Below are 16576 nucleotides of genomic sequence, written 5' to 3'. Positions count from 1 at the left end.
CCCCAGATTAGCCGTCCGCGCCGGGTGCCAAGGTGAGGAGTCCTACCTCGTCAGCGGCGGCGAGCAGACGCTTGTCGTAGGCCACGAACGCATCCAGCACGTCACGCAGCCGCATCGCGGACGCCAAGTGGATCGCGTCCAACGAACGCACCGGCTGCGGCAGGGCGCCTGCGGCATCGAGGAGATCGAAGGTCATCGGCACCTGATCGAACTCGACCAGGATCGCGGCGGCCTGGCGCTTCTCCGCCTCGCCGTCCTCACGAACCGCACGCATGAGCTCCGCCCGCGTGAGGGAGCTGGTGACGAAGTCCGTGCGGTCACCGAGCCACGCGACAAGCTCATCCGTCTCCGCCTCGGTCCTCACCAGCTTCACGAGTGCCGACGTGTCGAGGTAGATCACCAGCGCTCCTCGTCACGCATCTGCTGGAGCTTCTCCGAGAGCTGGACACCATCGCGCGGCGGCAGCGGGCGTGGCAACTGCCGGCCTCGCCCCCGCACGAGCTGTCCACTGGCTGCCAGCATCAGACGCACGTTCGCCGGGTCACTCGGCGGACCCATCTCGGCGACCACCCGGCCCCGGTCAGTGATCGCGATCCGTTCACCTGCCTCCGCGCGGCGGACATACTCGGCCGCGTGATGCCGGAGGTCGCGAAGGCCGACCGATTCCGTTTCAGTCTCCATGTTTCACAATGTATCACATACATGCTCCGCGCGTTGCCGCCGCAGCTCGGCCGAGACGTCGACATCGAACTCGACCGGAGCCGGCAAGTCCCTCACACCACGCTGCGCGGGCAGCAGGACGCCGCCCGGATCAGGCGTTCCCGCATCGTCATGTCCTTGGTCCTGCTCATCACGGCACCGCCTTGAGGAACCTCGCTGCCACATCCACGGCCGGGGTCGAAGTGTCCGACGCGAGCACCAAGGTCGCGAACGCGAGATCGCCCCGGTAGCCCATGAACCACCCGTGTGAGTGCACGCCGTCACCGAACTGCGCGGTACCAGTCTTGCCGCGCACATCGCCGTACGGCTTGAGTTGCGGTGCAGTGCCGTAGTCGACGACCTCGCGCATCATCTGCCGCACCGGGTCGAGCACGGCGGCCGTCGGCGGGGTGGGCTGTTTGTCCGCTTTGGTCTCCTTGCCGCGCACCAGCTGCGGCACCGGCATGGAGCCCTTCGCGATGGACGCGCTGACCAGGGCCATGCCGAACGGCGAGGCCAGCACCTTGCCCTGACCGAACGCGTCCTCCGCCCGTTCCACGACGTCGGTCGCGGGCGGCACGGAGCCGGTGATCGTGGTCAGGCCGGCGATGTCGAAGTCGGCGCCGAGACCGAGCGACAGCGCGCTGTTCGTCAGCAGGTCCGGCGGCATGTCGACGGCGAGCTGCGCGAACGTGGTGTTGCAGGAGAACGCGAAGGCGCTCCGGAGAGGAATCGTGCCCTTGTCGAACTCGTTGGAGTTCGGCACGATCCGCCGCCCGTCGATGGTGGTCTTGCCTGGGCACGGCAGCGGGGTGTCGGCGGTGACCTTGCCGGACTGGAGCGCGGCCACCGCGGTCACGGCCTTCATCGTCGAGCCCGGCGGGAACCGTCCGGTCAGCGAGATGGCGCCCTGGGCGTCGGCCAGGTCGTTCTGCGCGACGGCGAGGATGTCGCCGGTCGACGGCTGGATCGCCACCAGCACGGTGGGCTGCGTCATCGGCTCGACGGCGTCCTCGGCGGCGGTCTGGATCGCCCGCGACAGCGCGATGTTCACGGCCTTGGCGGGCTCGGGGGCCTTCGAGGTCAGCTCGTCGACCTCGGTGCCCTGCGCGTCGACGGTGGCCACCCGGAAGCCCTCGTGGCCCGCGATGTCGGCCTCGACCAGCTTGCGCACGGCGGGCAGCACCTGGGAGCCGAAGGTGCGGCTCGGCGCCAGCAGTGACGTCTGCGAGCTGAACCGCACACCGGGCAGTTCGTAGATCTTCGGCTTGACCGCCTGGTAGTCCGGGTCCCGCAGCGCCGCGACCTGGTAGGCCTGGCCTTCGGGGGTCTTGCCGACGCCCTCGGTGATCGTCTGCTGGGTGATGGCCTTGTCCAGCGGGTTCAGCGCGTCCGCGAGGGCCTTCGTGACGGCCGGGACGTCACCGGCCTCCTTCGCGACGAGCAGCACCGACACGACGCGTTCGGGGGCGAGCAGCGGCGTGCTGTCGCGGTCGAGCACCGGTGCCGGGTCGGGCTTGAGCTCGGTGACCTTGATGGACTGCTGCGGCGTGAGCTTGGGATGCGCCACCGACGACGCCCAGTGGACCTTCCACGTGTCGCCTTCCTTGCGCACGTCGAACTTGGTCGGATAGGTCCAGTGGCGGTTCTTGCCGAGGTCCCAGTCGAGGCTCACGCTCGCCTCGGAGGCCGTGTCACCGTTCTTGCGGATCTGGTCGACCTTGCTGGAGAGCCCCTCCGGCTTCAACGCGCCCCGGAACTTCTCCAGGGTCTCCTTGGCGTCGTTCGGGTTGTCGGTCAGCCCGGCGGCACCCTGCACGTCACCGGACGCGAGCTTCGCCAGGAATTCGTTGGTGATCTCCGGCGCTCCTGGTTCGGACTTGAACAGGCCGCAGCCGCTCACCGTCACCAGCACCACCGTGATCGTCGCGAGAAGTCGCACCCGCGCGAGTATGCCCGTTCAGAAGAGCACAGTGGCGTATTGGCCGACCTGTTCGAACCCGATTCGGCGGTAGGCGGCCTGCGCGACGTGGTTGTAGCCGTTGACGTAAAGGCTGGCCGTGCGGTTGAGGACGCGGGTGAGCCGGTCCGCCACGGCCGCCGTGCCCGCGGTGCCGATGCCCTCGCCGCGGCGGTCCGGTCGCACCCAGACGCCCTGGATCTGGCCGACCCGGGACGACATCGCGCCGATCTCCGCCTTGAAGACGACCTCGCCGTGTTCGAACCTGGCGAACGCCCTGCCTGCGGCGATCAGCTCGGAGACCCTGGCCCGGTAGCCCGCGCCGCCGTCCTCCGCGCACGGGTCGATGCCGACCTCCTCGACGAACATCGAGATGGCGGCCGGCAGGTACCGGCTGAGCTCGCTCGGCCGGACCTGGCGGACCAGCGGGTCCGGGGTGACCTTCGGGCTGCTGGAGATCGCCATCAACGGCTGGTCGCCGCGCACCTCGCGGGCCGGGCCCCAGTCGGGCTGGAGCTCGTCCCACAGCGTCAGGACCTGCTCGGCGGGGCCGACCAGGCTGGAGCACATCCGGCCGCGGCGCCTCGCTCGATCAGCGAACATGCGCATCGCCGAGGCATTGCCCTTGAGCGGGATCAGGTTCGGGCCGGAGAAGCACAGGCCGTCCACCCGGCCTCTGATGGGCCTGGAGTCCGAGCCCCACATCTCGCCGCCCAACCGCCACGGGTCGAGGCCGGCCACTTCCACCCTGGCCGCGACCATGCACGCGGCTACGGGGTCGTTGTCGAAGACCCCGCGCACGTCGATCAGGTCGCGCTCGTCGAGTACGCGCGCTCCGGCAAGCCTCAGCACGTCACCTAGCGTGCCAGATAAGACGTACGTGTGGCATCAGCCAACAGTGCCTACCGCCCGTGACGATCCGCACCTGCTGAAGTGCACGCGGGGAGCTTTCGTTCACTCAGACCGCACGAAGGCGCCCCGCGTGCATTCCGAACAGGGTTAGCCGACGGTTACGGCCGGGGCGCCGCCCTCGACCGGCTCCATCTCCTCGGCGAGGCGCATGGCCTCCTCGATGAGGGTTTCCACGATCGCGTGCTCGGGCACGGTCTTGATGACCTTGCCCTTCACGAAGATCTGGCCCTTGCCGTTGCCGGAGGCGACGCCCAGGTCGGCCTCGCGGGCCTCGCCGGGGCCGTTCACGACGCAGCCCATGACGGCGACGCGCAGCGGCACCTCCATGCCCTCCAGACCGGCCGTGACCTGCTCGGCGAGCGTGTACACGTCGACCTGGGCGCGGCCGCAGGACGGGCAGGACACGATCTCCAGCTTGCGCGGGCGCAGGTTGAGCGACTGGAGGATCTGGTGGCCGACCTTGATCTCCTCGACCGGCGGGGCGGACAGCGACACGCGGATCGTGTCGCCGATGCCCTGGCGGAGCAGCGCCCCGAAGGCCACCGCGGACTTGATGGTGCCCTGGAAGGCCGGGCCGGCCTCCGTGACACCGAGGTGCAGCGGGTAGTCGCACTGCTCGGCCAGCAGTTCGTACGCGCGCACCATGACCACCGGGTCGTTGTGCTTCACCGAGATCTTGATGTCGTGGAAGTCGTGCTCCGCGAAGAGCGAGGCCTCCCACATCGCGCTCTCGGCCAGGGCCTCCGGGGTGGCCTTGCCGTACTTCTGCAGCAGCCGCGGGTCCAGCGAACCCGCGTTGACGCCGATGCGGATCGGCGTGCCGTGATCGCGGGCGGCGGCCGCGATCTCCTTGACCTGGTCGTCGAACTTGCGGATGTTGCCGGGGTTCACCCGGACTGCCGCGCAACCAGCCTCGATCGCGGCGAAGACGTACTTCGGCTGGAAGTGGATGTCGGCGATCACCGGGATCTGGGACTTCCTGGCGATCGCGGGCAGCGCGTCCGCGTCGTCCTGCGAGGGGCAGGCGACCCGGACGATGTCGCAGCCGGCCGCGGTGAGTTCCGCGATCTGCTGCAGCGTCGCGTTGACGTCCGACGTCAGGGTCGTCGTCATCGACTGGACGGAGACGGGGAACTCGCTGCCGACACCGACGTTGCCCACCATCAGCTGCCTGGTCTTGCGACGTTCCGACAGCACCGGCGGCGGCAGTGCCGGCATTCCGAGCATCACGCCGTCACTCATGGGTTGTGCACCTTTCCGTAAATCACTACTGCAACCTGATCGGGTTGACGATGTCGGCGGTCACGGTCAGCAGCGTGATGGCGCCGCCGATGAAGATGACCACGTAGGTGAGCGGCAACAGGCGCATGTAGTTGACCGGGGCGCCGGCGGGCTTGCCGCGCAGCTTCCGAATCCAGTCTCGCACCCGTTCGTAGAGGTTGACGGCGATGTGACCACCGTCAAGCGGGAGCAGCGGCAGGAGGTTGAACACACCGACGAAGAAGTTCAGGCCCGCCAGCATGAGGATGAAGAACGCCCACAGCCCGCGCTCCGCGGCGTCACCGCCCAGGCGCGACGCACCCACGACGGAGATCGGGGTGTCGAGGTCGCGCTCGCCGCCGCCGATGGCCTTGACCACGGCCGGGATGCGCTCCGGGAAGCGCATGAGGCCCTTCCAGGTGTTCACGAACATGTCGCCGGTGAACGCCAGCGAGGCCGGGATCGCCTCGATGGGGTTGTAGGTGAAGTTCTGCTGCCAGGTGACGCCGATGGCGCCGACCTTCTTGACCTCGCGGCCGCCCTTGCCGTCGGTGACCTCGCGGGTGACCTGCGGCACGTTCACCGTGAGCGCGACCTCCTTGCCGTCGCGCAGCACCTTGAACTCGGTGGGGCCGCTCAGGTCGCGGGTGATCCGGAGCATGTCCGACCACGTCGAGATGGACTTGCCCGCGATGGAGGTGACCTGGTCGCCCGCCTGCAGACCGGCGTCCTTGGCCGGGGCCGGGGCACCGGGCGCGCACGGCGCGTCGAGGCCGACGGTGTGGTCCTGCACGCACGGCGTGATCTGGGCGAGAACCGGCAGGTCCTTGTTGTTCGGCAGGCCCAGCGACATCGCGAGGATCAGCAGGATGATGAAACCGAGGATGAAGTGCGTGATCGAGCCCGCCGAGAGCACGACGACGCGCTTCCAGACCTTCTGGTTGTAGAAGGCGCGCGGCCGGTCGTCCGGGTGCACGTCCTCCAGCGCCGTCATGCCGGTGATCTCGCAGAAGCCGCCGGCCGGGATCGCCTTCAGGCCGTACTCGGTCTCGCCCTTGCGGAACGAGAAGAGCTTCGGGCCGAAGCCGATGAAGTAGCGGGTGACCTTCATGCCGTAGAACTTCGCGGTCAGCAGGTGCCCGAACTCGTGCAGCGCGATGGACACCGCGATGCCGAACGCGAACAGCAGCACCCCGAGGAAGTTGACGAATGTGTTCACGAGACGTTCAGTTCCTTCCAACCAGCTCGCGGGCACGTGCGCGTGCCCAGTCCTCGGCGGCAAGGACCTCCGCCACATCGGCGGGATCCTTCTGCCAAACGTTTGCCTCGCCGAGAACCTGGCCGATGGTGTCCACGATCGACAGGAACGACGTGTCGCCGGCGACGAAGGAGGCAAGTGCCTCCTCGTTCGCGGCGTTGTAGATCGCGGGCAGGCAACCACCCGCGGTACCAGCCTGCCGCGCCAGCTCGACCGCCGGGAACGTGACGCTGTCCAGCGGTTCGAACGTCCACGAGGTGGCGGTGTCAAAGGTACAGGCGGCCGCGGCACCGGCGACGCGCTCGGGCCATCCGAGGCCCAGTGAGATGGGCAGCCGCATGTCCGGCGGCGACGCCTGGGCCAGCGTCGAGCCGTCGGTGAAGGTCACCATCGAGTGAATGATGGACTGCGGGTGCACCACGACGTCGACGCGGTCGTACGGCACCCCGAACAGCAGGTGCGCCTCGATCAGTTCGAGGCCCTTGTTCACCAGGTTCGCCGAGTTGATGGTGACGACCTGCCCCATCGACCACGTCGGATGTGCCATCGCCTGCTGCACGGTGACGGCTTCGAGGTCTTTCCTGCTCCTGCCGCGAAACGGCCCGCCGGACGCCGTGAGCACCAGCTTGTGCACCTCGTGCGACGCACCGCCCCGCAGACACTGCGCGAGCGCCGAGTGCTCCGAGTCGACCGGCACGATCTGGTCGGGCTTGGCCGCCTTCAGCACGAGCGGCCCGCCCGCGATGAGCGACTCCTTGTTGGCGAGCGCGAGCGTGGCACCGGACTCCAGCGCCTTCAACGACGGCTCGAGGCCGCGCGACCCGTCCATGCCGTTCAGGACGACGTCCGCCGGCGCCGCCTCGATCAGGTCGACCATGCTGGTCAACGTCTTGACGCCGGGTACCTCGGCGCCGTTCGCGACAGCCACTACGGGCACGTCGAACTCGGCTGCCTGCTGCTTGAGCAGGTCCAGCTGACGCCCGCCCGCGCCGAGCCCGACGACCTGGAAGCGATCGCGGTTGCGCCGGATGACGTCGAGCGCCTGGGTGCCGACCGAACCGGTCGATCCCAGGATCAGGACAGTGCGTGGAGTACTCATCGCCCCTCATTGTTCCGGAGAGTGCCTGAGAGCCCGGCACAGCCCGCTACTTTGATAACGGAGCGGTTTTGGAGGCGTGAAGTCGCCACTTTGGGGGCATTCCATCCTCGACAAGTCGATGGAAGGAGACTCTCCGTGGGCATCCTCGGTTGGATCGTGCTCGGCTTGCTGGCCGGCGCCATCGCCAAGGCAATCATGCCTGGTAACGACCCCGGCGGCTTCATCATCACGATGCTGCTCGGCATCGTCGGCGCGATTCTCGGTGGTTTCATCGGATCCGCGCTCTTCGCGACTGATCTGGGTTCGTTCTTCGACCTGCGGACGTGGCTGCTCGCCATCGTCGGCTCGCTGATCTTGCTGGGCATCTACCGCCTGGTAACGGGCAGGCGAACCCACGCTTAGCCGCATGAGACGGTTGAGGCCGTTCGGGTGTCACCCGAACGGCCTCTCTCGTGTGTGCTGAGTGCACGCGGGGAGCTTTCGTGCACTCAGCGCGCACGCGAGGCCCCCGCGTGCGGCAAAGCGAGCTAGGTGGCCAGGCCCGCGTCTCGGGCGAGCAAGGCTGCTTGGACGCGGTTCGTCAGCCCCAGTTTCGCCAGCAACCGCGACACGTACGTCTTCACCGTCGCCTCGGACATGTGCAGCTTCGCCCCGACGTCCGCGTTCGACATGCCCTGCCCGAGCAGCGCCAGCACCTCGACCTCGCGCTCGGTCAGCCCCGCGACGGCCTTCTGCGCCTCCTGCCGCTTCGGCTGCCCGGACGTCGCCACCATGCCGACCACCCGCGAGGTGACCATCGGCGACAGGTAGGCCTCGCCGTTGTTGACCGCGCGCACCGCCCGCAGCAGTTCCTCGGGCGCGGAGTCCTTCAGCAGGAACCCGGCGGCGCCGTCGGACAGGGCGCGCACGATGTTCTCGTCCTCGCCGAACGTCGTCAGCATCACGACCCGGACCGAGGGCGCGACGGTGCGCAGTTCGCGAGCGCACGCCAGGCCGTCCATCCGCGGCATGCGGATGTCCAGCACGGCCACGTCGACGCGGCGCTCGCGGACGATCTGCAGCGCCTCGCGGCCGTCGCCTGCCTCCGCCACCAGCTCGATGTCGTCAGCGGTGCCGAGGATGGCCTTGATGCCCGCGCGCATCAGCGGCTCGTCGTCGGCGATGAGCACCCGGATCATGAACCAGTCCTCTGCACGTGGATCTTCTTCTCGACCAGCTTGCCGTCCCGGAAGCAGAAACGCACCACTCGGGTGCCCTTGGCGAGGTACGACTGCTCGTCGGTGATGTGGTAGACGCAGCGCGCGCCCGGTGGTTCGGGAGAGGCCTGCGACTTGCGTTCGCCGTCAGCCACCAGGGGTTCGTCGCCGACGGGCAGCAGCTTCAGCACGTCGGCCTCCGACTGCCCTTCCTGGATCTTGTCGAGGTTCTCCTGCGACACCACCTCGGTCACCGGCTGCGCGCCGAGGTAGGTGAAGCCGCCGATGATGACGGCCAGCACGATCGACGCGCCCGCGATCGAGCCGACCCCCGCCCACTTGCGGATCCGCCGCGGCGACACGGTCTCGTCCTGCTCGTCCTCTGGCTCGTCCGGCAGCGGGGTCTCCTCGTAGGGCAGCACCGCCGCGATCCGGAAGCCGCCCGACGGCAACGCGCCGACGTGCAGGATGCCGCCCGCCACCCGCACGCGCTCGGTCAGGCCGATCAGGCCGACACCCGGTTCACTCGCCGCCGAACCATTGCGCGACGGGTTGTTCCGCACCTCCACGACCAGCGCGTCCGGTTCGTACTTCACGGTGACCTGCACCGCCGCCCCCGGCGCGTGCTTGGACGCGTTGGTCAGCCCCTCCTGCGCGACCCGGTACGCCGCGTGCGACACCCTCGACGGCAACGGGTGCGCCTGCCCACCACGCACCAACGACACCAGTACACCGGCCTTGCGCGCGTCGCCGACCAACGAGTCGATGGACTCCACGGTCCGTGTCGCGGGGTCGTCGTCGGGACCGTCCTCGGCCCGCAGCACGCCGATGATCGCGCGCAGTTCCTCCATCCCGGTCAACGCGGCCGAGCGCAGCACCCCGATCGCCTCGCGCTGCTTGTCCGCCAGCGACGGGTCGAGCGCCAGCGCGCCCGCGTGCACCGAGATCAGCGAGAGCCGGTGCCCGAGGCTGTCGTGCATGTCCTGGGCGATGCGGCTGCGCTCCCGCAGGCGGACCTGCCGGGAGATCATCTTGTTCTCGCCGTGCATCCGGATCTCACGGTCCTGCATCGCCTGCACCAGCGCCTCGCGTTGCGCCAGGTACCTGCCCACGAGGAACGGCAGCGCCACGCCGACGCCGAAGATCGTGATCAGGATGAGCATCCCGTAGACCGGTTCGATGTCGAGCGGCCGCGCGTCCCAGTCCCACAGCAGCACCACGACGACGAACGTGAGCGTGGTCGACACCACCGCCTTGACCCACGACTCGATCCGGCGGCCGGCCGTGTAGCTCAGCACGACCACCAACGCGGGTCCGGCGAACGGAATCGCCGCTCCGGCGATCATGACCGTCGCCGGCAGCACGTGCCGCAACGGCATCAGCACCAGATAGGCGGCGACGTACGCCACCAGCGCCCAGCCCGACGGCTTCGTCTCGGCCCACGGCCCTGGCCAGAGGTCCAGCAGGATCGCGGCGAGCACCACGATCACGTCGCCGACGACGCGCACGGGGGTCAGCGCGGTGAGCCGGGACCGGGTGTCGGCGAGCAGCGCCTCAGCCCTGGTCCGTCCAGCAGTAATCACGCTCTCAAGCTAACGAGAGGTCCCATGTGCGCGCGGCACGCTGGAGTATCGAATTCGCGCGACGAAAGTTGACGCCTAAACCAGCTGAGCGGTGGATCCGGCCTTCCTCGCACGCCAGGAGGCGACGACCACGCCGATGATCAACAGCAGCGCGGTCGCCGTCACCATCAACGTCGACAGCGCCACGATCTCCGGCGAGATGCCGCGCTTCGACGCCTGCGCGTAGACGAACACCGGCAACGTCGTCGACCCGACACCGGTCAGGTACGACGAGATCACCACGTCGTCGAACGACAGCAGGAACGCGAACGCCGCACCGGCCGCCACGGCGGGCGCCACCAGCGGCAGCGTCACGGTCCGGAAGGCCACGAACGGCGAGGCCCCGAGGTCGGCGGCGGCCTCCTCCAGCCGAACGTCCATTCCGGACACCCGCGACCGCACGACGACGACCACGAAGCTCAGCGAGAACGCCACGTGCGCGAACAGCAGAGCGCCGAACCCGAGTGGAACGCCGGCGAGCTTCACGAAGAACCCCAGCATCGCCACGCCCACGACGACCTCGGGCACCACCAGCGGCAGCGACAACAGCACGGTCCACAGCCCGCGACCGGGGAACGACCGCCGCAGCCCGAACGCCGCCAGCGTCCCGATCACCGTCGAGATCACCGCGGACGCCAGCGCCAGTTGCAGGGTCAGCTCCAGCGACCGGAGCACGCGCGTGTCGTCGAACAGCTCGACGTACCACTGTGTCGAAAAACCGCTGATACGGCTGAGGGACCGCGAGGAGTTGAACGACGCGAGGGCCAGCCACGCGATCGGTGCGTAGAGGAACAGGAAGACCAGCGCGACAACGAGCCCGAGTGCCCACGGACGGCGGTTCACAGCACGTCCTCCCCACGCCGCCCGCGCAGGAGGAGCACGAGCACCACCAGCACGAGCAGCAGCACGGCCATCGCCGAGCCCAGCGGCCAGTTGTTGCCGCCGCGGAACTGGTCGTCGATCACCGACCCGAACGTCGACTGGCCGACGCCGCCGAGCAGCTTCGGCGTCACGAAGTCACCCGCCGCGGGCACCAGCACCAGCAACGACCCGGCCAGCACGCCGGTGAACACACCCGGCAGCACGATCCGGAAGAACGTCGACACCCGCCCGTGGCCGAGGTCGAACGACGCCTCCACGAGCCGGAAGTCGAAACGCTCGCACGCCACGTACAGCGGCAACACCATGAACGGCAAGAAGCCGTACGTCAGCCCGAGGATCACCGCTCCGTGCGTGAGCAGGAAACCGCCGTCATGGCCCAACCCGACCCACCCGAGCATGGTGTTGACGAGGCCTTCACCGTCCAACAGGGCTTTCCACGCGTAGATGCGCGCGAGATAGCTCGACCAGAACGGGATGAGGACGGCCGCGAGCAGCACGGTCCGAAAACGGCCGCCGTACCGTGCGATGAACCACGCGAGAGGGAATCCCAGCAGCAGACAGGCGACCGTCGTCGCCACCGCGTAGACCAGGGTCCGGCCGAAGATCGGCAGGAACGCCGGATCGAGCGCGGTCAGGTAGGCCTGCGCCGTCCACGGCAGCACCGCGCGGGCGACACCGGTGTCCCGCGTGGCGAAGCTGAACTGGACGACGACCCACAACGGCGCGATCAGGAAAATCCCCAGCCACAACCCGGTGGGCGTGAGCAGGGCGTTGGCCTTCAGCCAGCGTCGCGACACGAGATCAGATGATGCCATGCGACGGGTGAAACGCTTTCCAGAAGCGGAACGGGACCTCGCATCGCACGCCCGCATCCCTACGCTGGACCAGAGAGTCTTCGAGGGGGTAGCAAATGCTGGAGCAACTGACCGGACATGAAGACCCGCATCCGATCTACGACCGGCTACGCGCGCAGGGCCCGCTGACGCAGGACGGGGGCATGTGGGTGACGACGAGCCACCCGCTGGCCAGCAAGATCCTGCGCGACCGGCGGTTCGGCAACAAGTACTCGGACGACAGCTACTGGGGCGGCCGCGACCGGCTGCTGCCCGAGTCGTTCGTCGAGCTCGACCCGCCGGACCACACGCGGCTGCGCAGGATCGCCACGCCCGCGTTCAGCCCGAAGAAGATCGACGAGTACCGGGAGCGCGTCGAGAAGGTGGCGGAGGCGTTGCTCTCCCCGGAGAACCCGAATGCCGAGGAGTTCGACCTCATCGCGGACTTCGCGGCGCCGCTGCCGATCTCGGTGATCAGCGACCTGCTGGGCATCCCCGACGACGAGACCGCCGAGTTCGCCGAGTTCGGTGCGCTCGTCGCCCGATCGTTCGACACGGGCGTCACCGCGGAGATGGCGGGCGCCAACGAGAAGTTGCTCGCGCTGTTCGACCGGCTCATCGCCGAGCGTCGCCGGACGCCGGGCGACGACGTGATCAGCTCGCTGGTCGCCGCCGAGGCCGAGCAGCGGCTGACGGCCCAGGAGATGGTCGGCACGCTGGCGTTGCTGCTGGTCGCGGGCTTCGAGACCACGGTGAACCTGATCGGCAACGGCACCCGCGCGCTGCTCGACCACCCGTCGCAGTGGAAGCTCTTCAAGGCCAACCCCGAACTCGCGTCCGCGGTCGTCGAGGAGACGCTGCGGTGGGCGGCGCCGGTGCAGCTGACCAGTCGCGTCGCGCAGGAGCAGGTCGACCGGATCGGCAAGGACGAGCCGGTGATGGTGCTCATCGGTGCCGCGAACCGCGATCCCGAGGTCTACCCCGAGGCGCACAAGTTCGACGTGATGCGCGTGCACAAGCCCGAGCACCTCGCGTTCTCCGGCGGCATTCACTACTGCCTGGGCGCGACGCTCGCGCGCATGGAGGGCGAGGTGGCGTTCCGCGCGCTGGCTCGTCACCTGCCCGAACTGCGGCAGAGCGGCCCGGTGACGTTCCGCGACTCGGTGTCGATCAGGGGGCTGAAGAGCTTCCCGGTCAGCCGGTCTTGACCTTGGTCCACGCGTCGGCGTAGCGCGCCTCGACGTCGCCGCCGAGGTCCTTGGTGAACGGGAGCTTGCTGAGCTGCTCCTCCGGTGGGTAGACCAGCGGGTCGTTCAGCAGGTCCTTGTCGATCAACGGCTTCGCGGCGGCGTTCGGGCTGCCGTACCGCACCGCGTTGGACAGCGCCGCACCCGCTTCCGCGCCCAGGACGTAGTCGATGAACCTGTGCGCGTTTCCGGCGTGCGGCGCGTCCTTCGGGATGACGAGCAGGTCCACGTAGGACAGTCCGCCCTCGGCCGGGATGGCGTAGCCGACGTCCTCGCTGGTCTCGCGGGCCTGGAACGCGTCACCGGAGTACGCCTGCGCGAGCCGGACCTGGCCCGAGGTCAGCGGTTCGATCACGTCGGAGGTGATCTGCCCGAGCTTCTTCTTCAACGACAGCAGGAAGTTCGCCGCGTCGTCGATCTGCTTCACGTCGGTGGTGTTCGGGTCGTGGCCGAGCTTGAGCAGGCCGATCGCCATGCCGTCGCGCGCCTCGTCGAGGATCGAGCTGCGGCCCTGCGCGTTCGGCAGGTCGTAGGCGTCGAAGCCGGTGACGTCGCCGCCGATCTGCGACTTCGAGTACGCGAGTCCCGTGGTGCCCCAGGCCCAGGGCACGGAATACCTGTTGCCGGCGTCGTACTCGGCCTCGACGAACCGTTGTTCCAGGTTCGCGAGGTTCGGGATCGCGTCGTGGTCCAGCGGCTGGAGCAGGCCCGACCGCAGGAACCGGCGGAGGAAGTTGTCGCTCGGCACGACCAGGTCGTAGCCCGCCTGGCCGGACGCGATCTTGGCTTCCATCTCGTCGTTGGTGGAGAAGTTGTCGTAGGTGACCTCGATGCCGGTGATCTGCTGGAAGCCCGGCAGCGTCTCCGGCGCGATGTAGTCGGTCCAGTTGTAGAAGTTGAGCTTGGGCTCGTCCGTCAGGTTCGTGGCCTTGGCCGTGCCGCTCGCACCACCGTTGTTGGCCGGCGCCGGCCCGACAGCACACGCCGCGAGGGCGAAGAACGCCATCGAGCCCAGCATCGTGCGCCGGGTCACCCGTGGGCTGTCGACGTCCCACAGCCGGGCGATCCGGACGTTGGCATCAGCCATCGGAGTGGTCCAGCAGCACGGTGAACTCGGGGTCCCACGCCATCCGCACCGGCTGGCCCGGCGCGCCCGCGTCGTCGATGCGCTGGGCGTTCTGCACGAACGCCACGAGCTCGCCGCCGGGGGTGTCGACCACGAACTGCGTGGAAACGCCCGTGTAGACGACGTCGTGGACGACGCCCTGCAGCACGCACCAGCCGGTCGGCGGCTCGGCGGTCTCGTTGAACAGGTGCACCTTCTCCGGACGCACGGTCGCGGCGACCTTCTTGCCGTGACTGACGCTTCCGGAGAACTTGGCGCGCAGGTTGGTGGCACCTGGTGCGGTCAGGGCGACCATCTCACCGTCCACACCGGACACCTCGGCGTCCAGGATGTTCGACGTGCCGATGAAGCCGGCGACGAACCGGGTCGCGGGACGTTCGTAGACGTCCTCGGGGTAGCCGACCTGCTCGATCTTGCCCGCGTTCATCACGGCGATGCGGTGTGAGAGGACCAGCGCCTCTTCCTGGTCGTGCGTGACGTACAGGAACGTCGTGCCGACCTCGCGTTGGATGCGCATCAGCTCGATCTGCAGTTCCTTGCGGAGCTTGGCGTCGAGCGCACCTAGTGGTTCGTCCAGCAGAAGCAACTGTGGGCCCGCCGCGAGCGCACGGGCGATGGCGACGCGCTGCTGCTGTCCGCCGCTCAGTTGCGTTGGCCTGCGTTTGGCGAACTGCGACAACCGCACGAGTTCGAGGTGCTCCCCGACGCGCTTTTTCAGCTCGTCGCCGCGGACCTTCTTGCGCTTGAGGCCGTACGCGACGTTGTCCCACACGGACATGTGCGGGAACAGCGCGTACGACTGGAAGACGGTGTTGACGTCCCGCCGGTACGGAGGGACGCCCACCATGTCGTTGCCGTCGAGCTCGATGCGGCCCTCGTCCGGGTCGACGAACCCGGCGATCATGCGCAGGACCGTGGTCTTGCCGCAGCCGGACGGGCCGAGCACCGAGAAGAACTCGCCCTCGTGGACGTTCAGCGAGATGCCGTCGACCGCCACCTGGTCGGAGAAGCTCTTGCGCACCCCGTGCAGGCCGATCTCGACGGGGGCGAACGTGTCCGGGGTGGAGGCCTCAGCGGGAGAGAAGCCGGTCAAGTCGAGGCGCCTTCGCAAGATCGGACGGGTGTGGCCACGCCGAGCGTATCGGCGCCCGACCTCGCCCGTAAGTCGTGCGCGCCCGACCTCACACCTCCGTGCTCATCATCATGTGCGACGATGACCTCGTAATCCGGATGAGCAGTGGAGGAAACCGTGGCTTCGTCCTCGGAACTGGACAAGCGTCCTGCCGTCGACCCTCACGAGGAGCCGTCGCACGAGTGGGGCTGGCACGGCACGTTCCCCAAGGGCACGCGCATCGCCGGCTGGCTCTCCGCGGGCTTCTGCTTCCTGATGCTGATCGGCAACCACCACGGCAAGACCGAGGACATCTTCCTCGTCGCCACCGGGGTCACGATCATCGCTTTCCTGGTGTGGGACACGGCTCGCCGCCGGACGTCCTGGCGCCGTTAGAGAGCTTCCAGCACGATCTTGCCCTGGGTGCGGCCCGTCTCGCCCAGGGCATGTGCTTTTCCGGCGTCCGCCAGCGGGAACGTCGCGTCGACGTGCACCCGCAGCTCACCGGACTCGACCAGCGCGGTGATCGCCTCCAGACCCGCGCGGTCCGGTTCGACCAGGATCGAGCTGATCCTGATGTCGTCACGGCGCACGCTGTCCACTCCGGACGGCACGCCGACGAACAGCCCGCCGCCGCGCACCGAGGCCGGTGACGCGCCGCCGACCAGGTCGACGAACACGTCGACGTCGGTGCCCTCGTAGTCGCCCTGCGTGTAGTCGATCACTTCGTCGGCGCCGAGGTCCTTCAGGAACGCGTGCTTGGCCGCGCGTGCCGTACCGATCACGTACGCGCCGTGTGCCTTCGCGATCTGCACGGCGAGATGGCCGACCCCTCCCGCTGCCGCCGTGACCAGCACCTTCTGCCCCGGCTGCAGGTCAGCGGTGTCGATCAGGACCTGCCACGCGGTGAGCCCGGCCAGCGGCAGTCCGGCCGCCTCGACGTGGCTGAGGCCCTGGGGCTTCTTCGCGAAGTGGCGGGACGGGGCGGTGACGTACTCGGCGTAGGCGCTCGCGGCGTGCGGGAAGCGCGGCATGCCGTAGACCTCGTCGCCGGGCTTGAGGGTCGTGACGCCGAAGCCGACCTCCTCGACGACACCGGAGACGTCCCAGCCGTTGATGAACGGGAAGGTCTGCAGCCCGGCCATGCCACTGCCCGCGCGGGTCTTCCAGTCGACCGGGTTCACGCCGGCCGCGTGCACCCTGACCAGCACCTCCGTCGGGAGGGGCGCGGGCTGGGGGACGTCGGTGAGGGTGATCGGGCCGCTGGACTCGTGCTGGATGATCGCTCGCATGGTCACCAGTTTCGGAGACCAGGTCTCTTCTGGCAATCAGGCACTATCTTGTGCACTAGGTACCTGATAGAAACTAGCT

The 16576-nt window shown here is 68.5% G+C and carries 17 protein-coding genes; 3 read left to right on the top strand and 14 right to left on the bottom strand.

Annotated elements, in window-relative coordinates:
- Positions 1-7: 7 nt before the first annotated feature.
- From B0F77_RS26330 to dxr, 7 genes are all read right to left on the bottom strand, one after another.
- Positions 8-400, bottom strand: coding sequence for a type II toxin-antitoxin system VapC family toxin (locus tag B0F77_RS26330; protein ID WP_086665665.1), 393 nt, complete (start codon positions 398-400; stop codon positions 8-10).
- Positions 397-681: a type II toxin-antitoxin system Phd/YefM family antitoxin gene (locus B0F77_RS26325; RefSeq protein ID WP_086665664.1), complete on the bottom strand. Its 285-nt coding sequence runs from the start codon at positions 679-681 to the stop codon at positions 397-399. Before B0F77_RS26325 ends, B0F77_RS26330 begins: the two co-directional genes overlap by 4 nt.
- A 169-nt stretch (positions 682-850) precedes the next feature.
- A complete protein-coding gene (locus tag B0F77_RS26320; protein ID WP_211294028.1) occupies positions 851-2641 on the bottom strand; it encodes a penicillin-binding transpeptidase domain-containing protein in 1791 nt (596 codons plus the stop codon).
- Between the two features lie 18 nt (positions 2642-2659).
- The gene (locus tag B0F77_RS26315; RefSeq protein WP_169730986.1) at positions 2660-3511 is read right to left on the bottom strand and encodes a GNAT family N-acetyltransferase; all 852 of its coding nucleotides are present in this window, start codon (positions 3509-3511) and stop codon (positions 2660-2662) included.
- A gap of 147 nt (positions 3512-3658) precedes the next feature.
- Positions 3659-4789, bottom strand: a complete 1131-nt coding sequence (gene ispG, locus B0F77_RS26310) for a flavodoxin-dependent (E)-4-hydroxy-3-methylbut-2-enyl-diphosphate synthase (protein WP_086665717.1) — start codon at positions 4787-4789, stop codon at positions 3659-3661.
- A gap of 49 nt (positions 4790-4838) precedes the next feature.
- Positions 4839-6050: a M50 family metallopeptidase gene (locus B0F77_RS26305; RefSeq protein ID WP_245848655.1), complete on the bottom strand. Its 1212-nt coding sequence runs from the start codon at positions 6048-6050 to the stop codon at positions 4839-4841.
- 7 nt (positions 6051-6057) lie between these two features.
- Positions 6058-7188 (bottom strand): 1-deoxy-D-xylulose-5-phosphate reductoisomerase, encoded by a 1131-nt coding sequence (gene dxr, locus B0F77_RS26300; RefSeq protein WP_086665661.1) that lies wholly within the window; start codon positions 7186-7188, stop codon positions 6058-6060.
- Between the two features lie 135 nt (positions 7189-7323).
- Between dxr and B0F77_RS26295 the strand changes: the two genes are divergently transcribed.
- The gene (locus B0F77_RS26295) at positions 7324-7590 is read left to right on the top strand and encodes a GlsB/YeaQ/YmgE family stress response membrane protein (protein WP_086665660.1); all 267 of its coding nucleotides are present in this window, start codon (positions 7324-7326) and stop codon (positions 7588-7590) included.
- 125 nt (positions 7591-7715) lie between these two features.
- Here B0F77_RS26295 and B0F77_RS26290 read toward each other — a convergent pair whose 3' ends face one another.
- From B0F77_RS26290 to B0F77_RS26275, 4 genes are all read right to left on the bottom strand, one after another.
- Positions 7716-8366, bottom strand: a complete 651-nt coding sequence (locus B0F77_RS26290) for a response regulator (protein WP_086665659.1) — start codon at positions 8364-8366, stop codon at positions 7716-7718.
- Positions 8363-9967 (bottom strand): sensor histidine kinase, encoded by a 1605-nt coding sequence (locus B0F77_RS26285; RefSeq protein WP_143466917.1) that lies wholly within the window; start codon positions 9965-9967, stop codon positions 8363-8365. The genes B0F77_RS26290 and B0F77_RS26285 overlap by 4 nt, the downstream gene beginning before the upstream one ends.
- 75 nt (positions 9968-10042) lie before the next feature.
- The gene (locus tag B0F77_RS26280; RefSeq protein WP_086665657.1) at positions 10043-10849 is read right to left on the bottom strand and encodes an ABC transporter permease; all 807 of its coding nucleotides are present in this window, start codon (positions 10847-10849) and stop codon (positions 10043-10045) included.
- Entirely contained in the window at positions 10846-11685 is an 840-nt protein-coding gene (locus B0F77_RS26275) for an ABC transporter permease (protein ID WP_245848653.1), read from the bottom strand. Before B0F77_RS26275 ends, B0F77_RS26280 begins: the two co-directional genes overlap by 4 nt.
- Before the next feature lie 113 nt (positions 11686-11798).
- On the opposite strand from B0F77_RS26275, the gene B0F77_RS26270 reads away from it, so the two are divergent.
- Positions 11799-12929: a cytochrome P450 gene (locus tag B0F77_RS26270; protein ID WP_086665655.1), complete on the top strand. Its 1131-nt coding sequence runs from the start codon at positions 11799-11801 to the stop codon at positions 12927-12929.
- On the opposite strand, the gene B0F77_RS26265 is transcribed toward B0F77_RS26270, so the two are convergent.
- Together B0F77_RS26265 and B0F77_RS26260 are read right to left on the bottom strand one after the other, a co-directional pair.
- On the bottom strand, positions 12916-14055 hold the full coding sequence (locus B0F77_RS26265) for an ABC transporter substrate-binding protein (protein WP_086665654.1): 1140 nt from the start codon (positions 14053-14055) through the stop codon (positions 12916-12918). The two genes, B0F77_RS26270 and B0F77_RS26265, sit on opposite strands and share 14 nt — an antisense overlap.
- Complete coding sequence (locus B0F77_RS26260) at positions 14048-15187, bottom strand: ABC transporter ATP-binding protein (protein WP_086665653.1); 1140 nt, start codon at positions 15185-15187, stop codon at positions 14048-14050. The genes B0F77_RS26265 and B0F77_RS26260 overlap by 8 nt, the downstream gene beginning before the upstream one ends.
- 156 nt (positions 15188-15343) lie before the next feature.
- Between B0F77_RS26260 and B0F77_RS26255 the strand changes: the two genes are divergently transcribed.
- Positions 15344-15601: a DUF2631 domain-containing protein gene (locus B0F77_RS26255; protein WP_086665716.1), complete on the top strand. Its 258-nt coding sequence runs from the start codon at positions 15344-15346 to the stop codon at positions 15599-15601.
- On the opposite strand, the gene B0F77_RS26250 is transcribed toward B0F77_RS26255, so the two are convergent.
- Positions 15598-16497 (bottom strand): NADP-dependent oxidoreductase, encoded by a 900-nt coding sequence (locus B0F77_RS26250; RefSeq protein ID WP_086665715.1) that lies wholly within the window; start codon positions 16495-16497, stop codon positions 15598-15600. The genes B0F77_RS26255 and B0F77_RS26250 overlap by 4 nt on opposite strands.
- Between the last annotated feature and the right edge of the window lie 79 nt (positions 16498-16576).

The organism is Lentzea kentuckyensis, from assembly GCF_002150765.1.
GTDB classification, from domain to species: domain Bacteria; phylum Actinomycetota; class Actinomycetes; order Mycobacteriales; family Pseudonocardiaceae; genus Lentzea; species Lentzea kentuckyensis.
This window is presented reverse-complemented; position numbering and strand designations above follow the sequence as displayed.